This is a genomic window from Streptomyces sp. NPDC017529, assembly GCF_044329785.1.
Classification (GTDB): Bacteria; Actinomycetota; Actinomycetes; order Streptomycetales; family Streptomycetaceae; genus Streptomyces.
In genome coordinates this window covers 751,463-764,012 of sequence record NZ_JBIRJY010000001.1, presented here as the reverse complement: position 1 = coordinate 764,012, position 12,550 = coordinate 751,463, and the positions used below count along the sequence as shown (strand labels likewise).

Annotated in this window: 12 protein-coding genes and 1 pseudogene; 8 read left to right on the top strand and 5 right to left on the bottom strand. The window is 74.3% G+C overall.

The features are described 5' to 3' along the window. Positions 1-7: 7 nt before the first annotated feature. Complete coding sequence (locus tag ACH4K4_RS02960; protein ID WP_398164319.1) at positions 8-820, bottom strand: MBL fold metallo-hydrolase; 813 nt, start codon at positions 818-820, stop codon at positions 8-10. Between the two features lie 199 nt (positions 821-1,019). Here ACH4K4_RS02960 and ACH4K4_RS02955 point away from each other — a divergent pair, with 199 nt between their 5' ends. From ACH4K4_RS02955 to ACH4K4_RS02945, 3 genes are all read left to right on the top strand, one after another. After that, positions 1,020-3,143 (top strand): phage holin family protein, encoded by a 2,124-nt coding sequence (locus ACH4K4_RS02955; RefSeq protein WP_398164318.1) that lies wholly within the window; start codon positions 1,020-1,022, stop codon positions 3,141-3,143. 87 nt (positions 3,144-3,230) lie between these two features. Continuing rightward, positions 3,231-4,613 carry an amino acid permease gene (locus ACH4K4_RS02950; RefSeq protein ID WP_398164522.1) on the top strand — a complete coding sequence of 461 codons (1,383 nt, stop codon included), beginning with the start codon at positions 3,231-3,233 and terminating at the stop codon, positions 4,611-4,613. Positions 4,614-4,782: 169 nt separating this feature from the next. After that, positions 4,783-5,184, top strand: coding sequence for a nuclear transport factor 2 family protein (locus tag ACH4K4_RS02945; RefSeq protein ID WP_398164316.1), 402 nt, complete (start codon positions 4,783-4,785; stop codon positions 5,182-5,184). Between the two features lie 18 nt (positions 5,185-5,202). Here the strand turns inward: ACH4K4_RS02945 and ACH4K4_RS02940 are convergent, their stop codons facing one another. Beyond that, a complete protein-coding gene (locus ACH4K4_RS02940) occupies positions 5,203-6,024 on the bottom strand; it encodes a helix-turn-helix domain-containing protein (RefSeq protein ID WP_398164315.1) in 822 nt (273 codons plus the stop codon). A 221-nt stretch (positions 6,025-6,245) separates the two neighbouring features. Here ACH4K4_RS02940 and ACH4K4_RS02935 point away from each other — a divergent pair. Then, positions 6,246-6,344: pseudogene (locus tag ACH4K4_RS02935) on the top strand (RNA polymerase sigma factor); the annotation flags it as partial. A 27-nt stretch (positions 6,345-6,371) separates the two neighbouring features. On the opposite strand, the gene ACH4K4_RS02930 reads toward ACH4K4_RS02935, so the two are convergent. Continuing rightward, the gene (locus ACH4K4_RS02930; protein ID WP_398164314.1) at positions 6,372-8,204 is read right to left on the bottom strand and encodes an FAD-dependent oxidoreductase; all 1,833 of its coding nucleotides are present in this window, start codon (positions 8,202-8,204) and stop codon (positions 6,372-6,374) included. A 219-nt stretch (positions 8,205-8,423) separates the two neighbouring features. Here ACH4K4_RS02930 and ACH4K4_RS02925 point away from each other — a divergent pair, with 219 nt between their 5' ends. After that, positions 8,424-8,735 (top strand): 4a-hydroxytetrahydrobiopterin dehydratase, encoded by a 312-nt coding sequence (locus ACH4K4_RS02925; RefSeq protein ID WP_398164312.1) that lies wholly within the window; start codon positions 8,424-8,426, stop codon positions 8,733-8,735. Between the two features lie 12 nt (positions 8,736-8,747). Here ACH4K4_RS02925 and ACH4K4_RS02920 read toward each other — a convergent pair whose 3' ends face one another. Then, positions 8,748-9,692 (bottom strand): YihY/virulence factor BrkB family protein, encoded by a 945-nt coding sequence (locus ACH4K4_RS02920; RefSeq protein ID WP_398164311.1) that lies wholly within the window; start codon positions 9,690-9,692, stop codon positions 8,748-8,750. A gap of 127 nt (positions 9,693-9,819) precedes the next feature. On the opposite strand from ACH4K4_RS02920, the gene ACH4K4_RS02915 reads away from it, so the two are divergent. Genes ACH4K4_RS02915 through ACH4K4_RS02905 form a run of 3 tightly spaced genes read left to right on the top strand, consistent with a single transcriptional unit; the run spans position 9,820 to position 11,371 of the window. Continuing rightward, a complete protein-coding gene (locus ACH4K4_RS02915) occupies positions 9,820-10,398 on the top strand; it encodes an RNA polymerase sigma factor (protein WP_398164310.1) in 579 nt (192 codons plus the stop codon). Further along, positions 10,389-11,030 carry an Asp23/Gls24 family envelope stress response protein gene (locus tag ACH4K4_RS02910; RefSeq protein ID WP_398164308.1) on the top strand — a complete coding sequence of 214 codons (642 nt, stop codon included), beginning with the start codon at positions 10,389-10,391 and terminating at the stop codon, positions 11,028-11,030. Before ACH4K4_RS02915 ends, ACH4K4_RS02910 begins: the two co-directional genes overlap by 10 nt. Next, a complete protein-coding gene (locus tag ACH4K4_RS02905; RefSeq protein ID WP_398164307.1) occupies positions 11,027-11,371 on the top strand; it encodes a hypothetical protein in 345 nt (114 codons plus the stop codon). The genes ACH4K4_RS02910 and ACH4K4_RS02905 overlap by 4 nt, the downstream gene beginning before the upstream one ends. Before the next feature lie 22 nt (positions 11,372-11,393). Here ACH4K4_RS02905 and ACH4K4_RS02900 read toward each other — a convergent pair whose 3' ends face one another. Beyond that, positions 11,394-12,467: a DUF1266 domain-containing protein gene (locus ACH4K4_RS02900; protein ID WP_398164305.1), complete on the bottom strand. Its 1,074-nt coding sequence runs from the start codon at positions 12,465-12,467 to the stop codon at positions 11,394-11,396. Positions 12,468-12,550: the final 83 nt, after the last annotated feature.

Below are 12,550 nucleotides of genomic sequence, written 5' to 3'. Positions count from 1 at the left end.
CCGCCGATCACCGCGCGCCCGCCAGCCGTACGGACTCGCCGTGCGCGAGCCGGTGCACCGCCACCCCCGGCGCCAGCAGCCCGGCCTGCCGGGCGAACTCGTCGCCCGGCGAGTGGAACTCGTGCGGGCGCACCGCGTCCAGGCCGATCGGCCAGTACGTCCCGTAGTGCACCGGCACCGCGCTGACCGGCGCGAGCCGGGCCGCCGCCTGGGCCGCCCGCCGCGCGTCGAGGTGCCCGTGCCCGAGGAACGGCCCCCAGCCGCCCACCGGCAGCAGCGCCACGTCGCAGGCGCCGACCTCCTCCGCCATGGTGTCGAAGAGCCCGGTGTCGCCCGCGAAGTACGTCGTCGCCGCGCCGCGCACCACGTAGCCGAGGGCCGGCGCCCGGTGCGGGCCGTACGGCAGCCGGCGCCCGTCGTGCGCCGCGTGCACCGCGCGGACGGTCACCTCGCCGGTGCCGTGCCCGCCCGGGTACGCGGCGCGGACCGTGACCGACTCGCCGGGCCGCAGCTCGGTGACCGGCAGCCCGCGCGCCGCCGCGACCCGCCGCAGCCCCGGCACCGCGGCGAGGGCGCCGTGCGGCACCACCACCCGGGTGCCCGGCGCGAGGCGGGCCAGCGAGGCGGGGTGCAGGTGGTCGGCGTGCAGGTGCGAGACCAGCACGGCGTCGGCCCGGGCCGCGGCCGGCGGCGGGAGCGCGCCCCGGCGCCGCCGCAGATGCGCCAGCCGCCGGGTGAACAGCGGGTCCGTCAGCACCCGCACACCCGAGTCGGCGACCGTCACGGTGGCATGCCCCCACCAGGTGACCTCCACCGCCACGATGACCTCCCGACCGGAAACGACGTACCGCGCGCCGGGCCGTGCGGCCAGGGTTCCGCCGTACGCCCGCCTTCCGATCCTGCCTCATCGCGCGCCGCCGTCGTCCAGCCGGACTGTCAGTGGGCTGTGACACGCTGTATGCGTGACGCCCGGTGCGGGTGTCCGGGCGTGACGGGCGGCGGGAGCGAGGTGAGCGCGGATGCGACGGCCCCGGTGGAGGACGGCGGGCGGCGCCCTCGTGCGGGTGACCGCGGTCTGGGCGGTCTCCTCGCTGACGCTGCTGGTGCTCGCCGCGCTGCTGCCCGACCTCAGCCTCCAGTCCGCCAACGGTGAGAGCATCCCCCGCACCTTCCTCGCCGCCGCGCTCGCCGCCGGCGCCTTCGGCCTGCTCAGCGCCCTGGTGTGGCCGGTGCTGGTGCGGGCCCTGCTCCTGGTGCCGGCCCTCGTCCTCGGGCTGCTGGTCTTCTTCCTGAACGGTTCGCTGCTGCTGGTCGCCCTCGACCTGATCCCCGCCGGGCGCGGCCGGGCCGCCCCGGAGACGGCCGTGATCGTCGCCGCCGTGATGTCCGCCGCCTCCTCCGCCACGTCCACCTTCCTCGCGGTGCGCGACGACGAGGCGTACCGCCGGCGCCTGGTGCGGCTGGCCGGGCGCCGGCACGGGCGCCGCCGTGGCGCCCCCGGCGACCCGGGCCCCGTCGCGCCCGGCACGGTCTTCCTCCAGCTCGACGGCCTGGGGCACGACCTGCTGCGCGAGGCGGCGAGCGGCGAGCAACCCCTGATGGGCACGGTCGCGGGATGGCTCGGCTCGACCCACCGCCTGACCCCGTGGCACACGGACTGGTCCAGCCAGACCGGCGCCAGCCAGCTCGGCATCCTGCACGGCACCAACCACGACCTGCCCGCCTTCCGCTGGTACGAGAAGGAGACCGGCCGGCTGATCGTCAGCAACCGGCCCAGCGGCGCCGCCGAGCTCCAGCGGCGCGCCGTGGCGCGCACCGGCGACGCCGGGCTGCTCGGCTTCGACGGGGCGAGCCGCGGCAACCTCTTCAGCGGCGGCGCCGACCAGCTCGCGCTGGTGATGTCGGTGGCCGCCCGCCGCGGCCGGCACAACCGCTCCCGTGCGGGCTACTTCGCGTACTTCTCCGACCCGGCCAACGCGACCCGCACGGCGGTGTCCTTCGCCGCCGAGGTCCTTCGCGAGGTGGGCCAGTCCCTGCGGTCCCGGCTCCGCGGGGAGAGCCCGCGCGTCAAACGCGGCGGGCTCTACCCCTTCCTCCGCGCCTTCGCGACCGTCGTCGAGCGCGACGTCGTGGTCGCCGCCGTGATCGGCGACCTGCTCGCGGGCCGCACGGCCGTCTACGCCGACCTCGTCGCCTACGACGAGGTGGCGCACCACTCGGGCCCCCGGCACCGCGACACCCACCAGGTGCTGCGCCGTCTGGACCGCGCGGTCGGGCTGATCGCCGACGCCGCGCAGTACGCCCCGCGCCGCTACCGCGTCGTGCTGCTCTCCGACCACGGCCAGAGCCCCGGCGCGACCTTCTTGGACACCTACGGGCTCGGCCTGGAGGACCTGGTGCGGGCCGGCTGCGGCCTGCCCGTCTCCCGGCGCGCCGGGCGGACCGCGAGCGGCGCCGAGGCGCGCGAGGCCGCCCGCGCCGCGCTGCACCGGCCGGAGGGCGCGGACGGGTGCGGCCCGTCCGACCCCGTGGTGCTGGCCTCCGGCAACCTGGGCCTGGTGTCCTTCCCCGACCTGCCGGGCCGGGTCGCCCGCGAGGAGATCGAGCGCCGCCACCCGGCCCTCCTGGCCACCCTCGCCAACCACCCGGGCGTCGGCTTCCTGCTCGTGCGCTCCGCCGCGCACGGCGCCGTGGTGCTCGGCCCCGGCGGCGCCGAGCACCACCTGGACACCGGCCGTGTCGTGGGCCGCGACCCGCTCGCCGGCTTCGGCCCGGGCGCCGCGGACGCCGTACGGCGCACGGACGGCTTCCCGCACGCCGCCGACATCATGGTCAACTCCGCCTGCGCCCCGGACACGGGCGCGGTGCACGCCTTCGAGGAGCAGATCGGCTCGCACGGCGGGCTGGGCGGCGAGCAGAGCCGGCCCTTCCTGCTGTGGCCCGCCGAACTGTCCCCGCCGACCGCCGACGGGACGGCACCGGCCGGCGCGCGGCGGGTCCACGAGATCCTGCGGCGCTGGCTGCGCGAGGTGGACGGACCGCAGATACCCCTCGGCGGCCCGGCGGACGAACTGCGGTCAGGAGGGCCGCAGCCCGAAGTATTTTCACCCGCCGACGGTGCCGGGCGGGACAATACCCGCTGATTTTGTACGACGTTGCAGGTCGAAGACCATGAGCAGTCGCCCGGCGACTCCGGGCCCGCACAGCACGACGAGAGGCTCACCCAAGCCATGCACGACCGGCACACCCGCCGCTTCGGTCTCGGGACCGCAATCTGTCTGGTTACGGGCAACATCATCGGCGGCGGCATCTTCCTGCTGCCCGCCTCGGTGGCGCCCTTCGGCACCGTGAGCCTGGTCGCCTTCGGCGTCCTGACCGTCGGCGCCATCGCGCTGGCCCTGGTCTTCGGGCGGCTGGCCGAGCGGCACCCGGACACCGGCGGCCCGTACGTCTACGCCCGCGAGGCGTTCGGCGACTTCGCCGGCTTCCTGTCGGCCTGGTCGTACTGGACCATGACATGGGTCAGCAACGCGGCCCTCGCGGTCGCCGCCGTCGGCTATGTCCACGTGCTCTTCCCCGGCCACGACTCCAAGGGCATGGACCTGCTGGTGGCGCTGGTCGCGCTCTGGCTCCCGGCGCTCTCCAACTTCGCCGGCACCCGCTACGTCGGCGCGGTCCAGCTGGTCTCCACGGTCCTGAAGTTCGTCCCGCTGCTGTTCATCGCGATCGTCGGCCTGTTCTTCTTCGACCCGGACAAGCTGGGCTCCTTCAACGAGGGCGGCGGCAGCGCCGTCGGCGGCATGTCGGCCGCCGCGGCGATCCTGCTCTACAGCTACGTGGGCGTGGAGTCGGCGGCGATGAGCGCCGGCGAGGTCCGCGACCCCGAGCGCAACGTCGGCCGCGCCACCGTCCTCGGCACGATCGCCGCCGCCGTCGTCTACCTGCTCGGCACGGTCTCGGTCTTCGGCACCGTCGCGCACGACAAGCTGGTGGACTCCAAGGCGCCGTTCTCCGACGCGGTGAACGCCATGTTCGGCGGGCAGTGGGGCGGCACGGTCATCGCGATCGCCGCGGTCGTCTCGATCGTCGGCGCGCTCAACGGCTGGACGCTGATGAGCGCCCAGTCGCCGTACGCCGCCGCCAAGGACGGGCTGTTCCCCGCCGCCTTCCTGAAGAAGCAGCGCGGCGTGCCCACCTTCGGCGTGCTGGCCGCCTCGGTGCTGGCCACGGCCCTGACCGTGATCAACTACCTGATCGGCACGGGCGGCGTCTTCGAGATCCTCGTACTGATCACGACGTTCTCGGCGACCGTGCCCTACCTGCTCGCCGCCGGCGCCCAGATCTACTTCCTGCTCACCGGGGAGCGCGACAAGGTCCGCCCGGCCCGCTTCGCCCGGGACCTGGTGCTCGCCCTGGTCGCCTTCGGCTTCACCTTCTGGCTGGTCGCCGGCGCCGGGTACGCGGCGATCTACCAGGGCGTGCTGTTCCTGTTCGCCGGCATCCTCGTGTACGCCTGCATGGCGGCCCGCCGCACCACCCGCCGGCGTGCGGCGGAGGCGGAGGCTTCCGAGGCGGCCGGCGCGACCGAGGAGGCCGGCGCGGCCAAGGCGTAACGCACCGGCCGGCGCCGCGCGCCAGCGCGGCCCGGCCCATTACCTCGCTGGTAATCGACCCCCTCCCCGCGCTCCGGCATCTTCGAGGCATCGGTTCGCGGGCCGGCGCACTCCGGCCCGCGAACCGCCGGTGAAGAAGGTTCCGTGACGAGGTACGAGGGGTTCGGCCATGACGCAGACAGGCACCCAGCAGAACAGCACCGACCGTTACGCTGACGCGGTGGCCCGGTACTTCGCGGCCTGGAACGCGGCAGGAGCCGGGGCCGACGGCGCGGACAAGGCCGTCGCCGCGGCCTTCACCGAGGACGCCACGTACACCGACCCGCTCGCCGACACCGCGGGGCACGACGGGCTCGCCGCCGTCATCGCCGGGGCCCACGCGCAGTTCCCCGGCTTCGTCTTCCGGCCGCTGGGCACCCCGGACGGGCACCACGACGTCGTCCGGTTCGGCTGGGAGCTGGTGGCGCCGGACGGTTCGGCCCCGGTCGCCGGGTTCGACGTCGCGGCCCTCGCGGCGGACGGCCGGATCCGCACCGTCTCCGGCTTTCTGGACCGCGTGCCCGCCATGTGAGCCGGTGTGGCTGCCGCCCTACGGCAGCCACGTCCGCAGGTGATCGGCCGTCTCCGGGTCCGCCGGGAGGAAAGTCTCCAGGGCGAGTTCGGAGACGGTCACGTCCATCGGGGTGTTGAAGGTGGCGATCGTGGAGATGAAGGACAGCACCCGCCCGCCGTGTTCGATGACCATGGGCAGCGCGTACGGCGCGTGACCGCCGCCCGCGGCGGTCTCCCGCCCGCCCTTGGGCAGCGGGTAGGCGCTGACCTCCTCGTAGACCGCACGGAGCGGCGCGGAACGCATGACCGCCAACTGCCGCTGCATCTGCGCCAGCAGGTGCTCCCGCCACTCCGGGAAGTTGCGGATGCGCGGGGCGAGCCCGTCGGGGTGCAGGGTGATGCGCATGGCGTTCAGCGGCGGTTCCAGCAGCTTTTCGCCGACGCCCGCCATCATCGCCTGGATGCCCCGGTTCGCGGCGACGACGTGGTAGGTGGCGTCCACGACCAGGGCGGGGAACGGCTCGTAGCCCGTCAGCAGCCGTTGCATACCGGTGCGCAGCGCGTCCATCGACGGGTCGCCCATGGGGGTCTCCGGGAACCGGGGCGCGTAACCCGCCGCGATCAGCAGCGCGTTGCGTTCCCGTACGGGTACGTCGAGATGCTCGGCCAGCCGGAGCACCATGTCCTGGCTGGGCCGGGCGCGGCCGGTCTCGATGAAGCTGACGTGCCGCGCGGAGGAGCCGGCGCGCAGGGCCAGGTCGAGCTGGCTGACGCGGCGCCGCACCCGCCACTCGCGCAGCAGCGGGCCCACCCCCGTCGTCTCGGACGCCGTCTTCGAGGAGACCACAGCAGTCGTCATGGCCGAACCGTAGCCGATTCCGTACGTCTGTACGGGTGGTGCGTGCGGTCGCGGCCATGGCGCGGCACCGCCGGAAAAGAGGTCTCCGAAGAAATCCGGCGGAGCTGTCGATCCGGCGGTCTCCCGTTCGACGCAGGGGTGAGAGCTGGCCGAGGTCGGGCGGGCGCTGGAGGACGTGCCGCCGCCGGAACCGGCGGACGCCGACGACGCCGACCAGGACTGCTCTGCCCCTGGTGGACGCCCTCGCCGCCGAACCGTCCCTGAGGGGCTGCCACCTGCTGCCGAGCGGTCGGGGCGACCTGCTGGAACGCCTGGGACGCCCGCCGGGCGCCCCGCCGGGCGCTCGCTCACCCCAGGTCGAAGACGTTGCGCAGTCCCCACCGGTGCCGGGTCTCGTCGTGCCTGCGCAGCGTCTCGAACTCCGGGGCCCGGTACAGCGGGGTGACCGCGCACCGCCCGGCGCTCGAACCGGCCGCGTCCAGCAGCGCGTTCACGGCCTGCCGGGCGGACGCGTTGGCCCCCTCCATCGTCGCCAGGTCGATGTCGACGGCCACGTAGTCACCGGCGAGGAAGAGGTTGGGGATCGCGGTACGGGCCTGCGGCCGGTTGAACCAGGTGCCGGTGGGGTGGATCAGCAGCTGCTCGTCGTTGGCGGGGTGCGGCGTGCCGAGCCCGGTCACGGCCGGGTCCAGGAACCAGGAGTGCAGCGTCCGGTCCCGCAGCACGGCCGCGCCGGTGTCGTTGAGCCCGGCCTTCATCTGCGCCCACACCTCGCGCGCGACCTGCTCGCGGGTGCACTGCTTGGCCGTCTTCCCGTACAGGATGCCCGGCCGGTCCCATTCGGAGATGTCCACCGACAGGCAGTCGGCGGCCGTCCCGTCCCCGTAGTCGGCGGGGAAGTCGCGGCCCTTCCAGTACTGCGCCTGGCCGACGGCGGTCAGCGACCACGGCGAGTCGATGTGGTTGACGTGCCCGTGGATGACGGGTGTGGGCTCGGTCAGATAGAACTGGATGCCGGTCATCCAGTCCGTCACCAGCTTGTCGCAGCGCGCCAGCTGGGGATCGGCGGCCCGTACGGCGGCGTTCCAGGTGGTACGGGCGTGCTCGACGGGCATGGCCTGGACGAAGTGGTCGGCGGCGACCGGCTGCCGGGTGCCGTCCGGGCCGGTGACGACCGCCTCGGCGATCCGGCCGCCCGCGAGCTTCAGGTCCCGTACGGTCCATCCGACGCGGAACCGCACGCCCAGCGACCGCAGGTGCGCCACCCACGGGTCGATCCACGCCTCGTTGGTGGGGAGGTTCAGCACCCGGTCCGGCTGCCCGTCCGCGCCCCGCCCCAGCAGGTTGAAGACGAACGCCTCGGCGCAGGTGGCGACGGTGCGGGTGGAGGCGATCTCGGCCTTGGTCGCCACGATGTTGCGGGTCAGGCCGATGGCCAGCAGGCGCTGGTAGTCGGCGGACATCGACGCGGCCCGCAGGTAGCGCCACCACGGTGTGTGCTCCCAGACGTCCAGGCGGCGGCGGTCGCAGCTGGTGAAGAAGACCAGCAGCCGGTTGGCGAAGTACGCGACCTCGTGGAGGGGGAGGCTGGTGAAGGTCTCCAGCAGCCCGGTCAGCATGCGCAGGAACGCGTCGGGGGTCAGTACGGGCGGGGGAGTGCCGAGGGCGGAGAACGGGATGCGGATGTCCTCCCGGCCGCCGGTGCGGGCCAGCATCACCTCGGTGGAGGCGACGAGGTTGTCGTGGCAGCCGTTGGCGTTGCCGGGGAACGGGATGCGGCGCAGGGTGTCGGGGAGGTTGTGGTAGATGCCGGGGATGAAGCGGAAGCCGTGCTCGCCGGGCAGCGGTCGGCGGCCGCCGCGGGCACTGTCCGGTACGTCCATGCTCCGGGCCTTGCCGCCGAGCCCGTTGGGCTTGCGTTCGTAGACGGTGACCTGGAAGCCGCGTTCGGCCAGTTCGTGTGCGGCGGTCAGGCCGGCGACGCCGCCGCCCAGGACGGCCACGGTACGGCCCGCGGCGCGGCGCCGCGCCGCGGTGGGCGCGGGTGCCGCGGCGGCCGTACCGCCGACCGCCCCCAGGGCGGCCGCCCCGCCCACCGCCGCCGCGCTGCCCAGTAACGCCCGCCGGGAGGTGCCGCCGCCGGGTCTGTGCGTGTGTTCCGTACGGTCGCCGGTGTCCACGATCGCCCCCTCATTACCCCAGGTAACGGTCAGCTCGTCAGGCGCAGGAGCTTAGGAGCGGCCCACGGCCCCCGGAAGGCCGCGGCGGGGCCGTTCGCACATTGGCGCGAAAGCGTCCTCGGCGTGCCAGGCTGGAACTGCTGCAATCTAGGTAGCCGCGGACGGCCCGGTGGTACGGGCGGTGCGCGCGACGGCGCTGTGACGGAGAGGCAGAGCGACATGGACGCATCGGTGGACCCGCTGACGGACAAGGAGATCGAGGACCGCCTCGCGGAGCTGCCCGGCTGGTCCGTGGCGGACGGCCGGCTCAACCGCGTCTACACCTTCGACCGGCATCCGCAGGGTGCCGCGATGGTGGTGCACGTGGCCCAGGTCCAGGAGGAACTGAACCACCACTCCGAACTGACCCTCGGCTACAACACCCTCACCGTCGCGGTGAACACCCACAGCGCGGGCAACGCGGTCACCGCGCTCGACTTCGCCCTGGCGCACCGCGTCGAGGAGATCGCCACGGGCCACGGAGCCGGCTGACGGGGCGGGGGATCAGCTCTTCTTCTCCTGCGGGCCGTTCCTCTCCTGCGGATCGTCTTCCGGGGTGTCCATGCGGGCCAGCTCGGCGTTGAACTGGGCGCCGCTCAGCAGGGACAGGTGGGAGAACCACAGCCATATCAGGAACACGACGGGCCCGGCGAGCGAACCGTAGAGCCGGTTGAAGGTGCCCACGTACGAGGCGTAGAAGGTGAAGCCCGCCGACGAGACGAGCCACAGCAGCACCGCGACCACCCCGCCGGGCACCGCCCGCCGCCCGCGCGAACGGGACGGCCCAGTACGGAACAGCACCATCACCAGCACCACGGCCAGGAACAGCAGCAGCGGCCACTGCAACAGGTTCCACAACTCCTCGCCCGCCTCGCCCAGCCCCAGGCGCCGCCCCGCCGCGCGCGCTATCGGACCACTCACCAGCAGGGCGACCGCGCTGCTGATCAGCAGGGCCATCAGCAGCAGGGCCGTCGCCAGGATGCGCGGCACCTTGCGCCACGGCGGCCGGTCGTCCTTGACGCGGTACATGGCGTGCAGGGCCCGCCGGAACACCGCCAGATAGCTGCACGAGGACCACAGGGCACTGACCGACGCGCCGCCCACGAGCAGCCACGCGGCGGTCCGCGAATGGGCCATGCCGACCAGCGCCCGGCGGACCGTCGCGCCCGACCCGGCCGGGGCGATCGCACTGAGGTGGTTGATCAGCTCCTCCGTGGCCGCGGGGTCCGCGATGCCGATGAGCGAGATGGTGACGATGAGCGAGGGCAGCAGGGCCAGCACCGAGTAGTACGTCAGGCTGGCGGCCCAGTCGGACACGTCGTCGTTCCAGACCGAGACCGGGGTCCGGCGGGCCGCGGTCCGCAGCCGGGGCCAGTCGGGCCGCGGCGCGCCCCGCGGTCTGCCGGTCCCGGCGGCGACCAGCGCCCGGTCCGTACCGCTCCCGCCCATGGTGTGCCCGTCCTCTCGTCGTCGCCCGGCGCGCGTCGGCCCGTTGCGTCTGCCCGTTCGCGCAGCGTACAAGCGCGCCCGGAGTGGTCGGACCGGCGGTGTGCGCCGGTGCGGAGAGCGCCCGGAAATGCTAAGAAACAGGGACGGAAGGAGCCGGCGAGTGCCCGAACCCAGCGATGCCCTGCTGGCCGTACGTGCCGGAGAGGGAGACGAGGGGGCCTTCGAGGTGCTCGTACGCCGCCACAGCGCTCAGCTCCTGCGCCTCGCGACCCGGCTGCTCGGCAGCCGCACCGACGCGGAGGACGCCGTACAGGACGCCTTCGTGAGCGCGTGGCGCAGAATTCCGGAGTTCCGCGGCGACGCCTCGTTCCAGACCTGGATGTACCGCATCGTCACCAACCGGTGCCTGAACCTGCTGCGGGCCCGCCGGCCCACCCAGGACCTCGGCTCGGTGCCCGAGCCGAGCGCGCCCGAGCACGCGTCGTCACCGGTGCGGGCGGCCGAGTCGACCGCCGCCGTCGAGGCGCTGACCCGGGCGATGGCCGGCCTCACCCCGGAGCAGCGCGCCTGCTGGGTGCTGCGCGAGCTGCACGCCCTGCCGTACGAGGACATCGCCGAGGTGGTGGGCATCAGCCTTCAGGCGGTACGTGGCAGGGTCTTCCGGGCACGCCGCTATCTGACGGAGGCGATGGGCGCATGGCGCTGAGCGAGCACGACGACCCGACCCTGCCCTGCGGCCGCGCGCTGTCGTCCGTGTGGGAGGAGAACGAGCCCGGCCGTACGGACGGGGACGCCGGCGCGCACGCCGCGCGGTGCCCGTACTGCCAGGAGGCACTCGCCGGCCTCGGCGTGCTCGACACCTACGTGCGCGAGGCCCGGCAGGCCGCCGTCGCAGCCGGATGCGACGAGGACGACCGCAGCGCCGAACGCTTCACGGCCCGGGTCATGGACCTGGTCAGAACGGAACTCCGCCCGGGACGCACCCTGCCGCTGGGCGAGCCCGAGGACGACGCGTGGATCACCGAGGCGGCGGCCGCCAAGACCTTCCGCGCCGCCGCCGAGACCCTGCCGGGCGTCCAGGCGGGCAGCTGCCGGGTCACGCTGCTCGCGCCGCACGGCCCCGTGAAGGTGGCGTTGCAGCTGGCCGCCGGGTACGAGTGGCCCCTGCACGTGCTGGCGGACCGGGTGCGCGAACGGGTCAGCGCGGCGGCGTGGGACCGCGTCGGCCTGCTCGTCGCGGAGATCGACGTCAGCGTCGTGGACCTCGTCGAGAGCGAGGACGGCGAAGCGGGGCACGGCGGCCGCGGCACGGACACCGGGGAAGCGGGCACGGCGTGAACGGCGACGCGCAGCTGCACGCCCGGGTCCTGCGGGCCGCGGCCGGGGCGGCCGAGGACACACCCGGGGTCGCCTTCCTCCGGTCGGGCCTGGGCGCACTGGTACGCGGCACGGTACGGCGTACGGGCGGCCAGGTGGCCGGCGTACGGGCCGAGCGCGGGCCCGGCCCCGGCGACTGGCGGATCCGCGTCCACCTGGCGGTCCGGCGCGGCCACCGCGCGCTGGACGTGACCCGCGAGGTCAGGACCCGTGTCGCGGCGGCGGCCGGGCAGGCGCTGCGGGAACCGGGCGGTGCCGCGCCGTCGGTCGCCGTGACGGTGACCGTCACGGACATCACCTGACGTCGGCGGGCGTCCGGCGCCGTCAGGCGAACGGCAGGTTCGCCCAGGGCGAGGCGGGGTCCTGGGTGAGGACGCGGTGGATGTGCACGGCTTCCGCGTACGGCGGGCCGAACCAGCCGTTGTCGAAGGCCAGCAGCCGTCCCAGGAAGTAGCCGGCGGAGAACTCCTGCCACGAGCCGTACACCGCCCGCGCCAGCTCCCCGGCGCGCAGCACCGCCTGCTCGGCCTGCGGCGGCGCGCAGAAACGGGCGCCCAGACCCCAGCGGACCAGATTGACGGCGTGTGCGTGGTCCAGCGCGGCGAGCGACTTCACCTGCCCGCCGGCGGGCAGCAACCCGTCCGCGCGAAAGCGCTCCTCGTACTTCTCCACCAGTTCCGGCACCTCGCCCGTACCGGCCTTCGCGTCCGCCGCGTCCTCCCCGCTCCCGTCGCCCTTTCCGGCGCGGGCACGCAGCGCGGCCTCCGCCTCGGCCGGCACGAACCGCGCGTTCAGCAACTGGTCCAGCCGCTGCTGCCAGGAGGCCGGGTCCACGACCGACCACTGGTCGCGGAGCAGCTCGGCGTCGGTCGCGTAGTCGAGGAAGGCGGTGCCCAGTTCGTTCCACGGCACGCTGTGGTGCACGGCGACCGGCGCGCCGCAGGCGAGCCCCTGGGCGAGCGGGCCGTGCAGCGGCCCGCCGAGGTGGGTGGCGAGCATTCCGCCGGGCCGCACGCCGTACTGGGCCCGGATGCGCGCCCAGGCGCCGCGGTGCGCGGGGGTCGCGGGCAGGTACGCGGCACACGGCGTACCCGGGTTGACCGCCAGCATCCACTTGTCGTTCGGCCAGTCCTGCGCCAGTTCGTCGACCGAGACCCGGTCGAAGAGCTGCTGGGGGTGCCACGGCGGCAGCATGCCGCGGGTCGTCACGGGGATGCACGTGCCGCCCACCGCGGGGTCGTCGTAGACCGGCAGCGGGTCCTGGCCCTGCTGGGGCACCAGCAGATACAAGTCCTCGCCGGCCACCGCTGCGATCTGGCCTTCCCAGTCGCCCCGCGCGCCGGCCTCACACAGCCGCCGTTCCGTCTCGGTCGGCGGCATCCATCCTGGAGTTCCCACGGACCAGACCTTACGGCGGCCGGGCCACCGGACCGGACGCGGGGTCCTTTGCCGGACCGGCAACAAAGGTTGCCTTTCGGTCC

What these genes read in the sequence shown, in the direction of transcription:
- ACH4K4_RS02910 (WP_398164308.1), top strand. Translation starts at nt 10,389, where the DNA reads ATGGCGCTGAGCGAGCACGACGACCCGACCCTGCCCTGCGGCCGCGCG.
- ACH4K4_RS02915 (WP_398164310.1), top strand. Translation starts at nt 9,820, where the DNA reads ATGCTAAGAAACAGGGACGGAAGGAGCCGGCGAGTGCCCGAACCCAGC.
- ACH4K4_RS02950 (WP_398164522.1), top strand. Translation starts at nt 3,231, where the DNA reads ATGCACGACCGGCACACCCGCCGCTTCGGTCTCGGGACCGCAATCTGT.
- ACH4K4_RS02925 (WP_398164312.1), top strand. Translation starts at nt 8,424, where the DNA reads ATGGACGCATCGGTGGACCCGCTGACGGACAAGGAGATCGAGGACCGC.
- ACH4K4_RS02920 (WP_398164311.1), bottom strand. Translation starts at nt 9,692, where the DNA reads ATGGGCGGGAGCGGTACGGACCGGGCGCTGGTCGCCGCCGGGACCGGC.
- ACH4K4_RS02955 (WP_398164318.1), top strand. Translation starts at nt 1,020, where the DNA reads ATGCGACGGCCCCGGTGGAGGACGGCGGGCGGCGCCCTCGTGCGGGTG.
- ACH4K4_RS02940 (WP_398164315.1), bottom strand. Translation starts at nt 6,024, where the DNA reads ATGACGACTGCTGTGGTCTCCTCGAAGACGGCGTCCGAGACGACGGGG.
- ACH4K4_RS02945 (WP_398164316.1), top strand. Translation starts at nt 4,783, where the DNA reads ATGACGCAGACAGGCACCCAGCAGAACAGCACCGACCGTTACGCTGAC.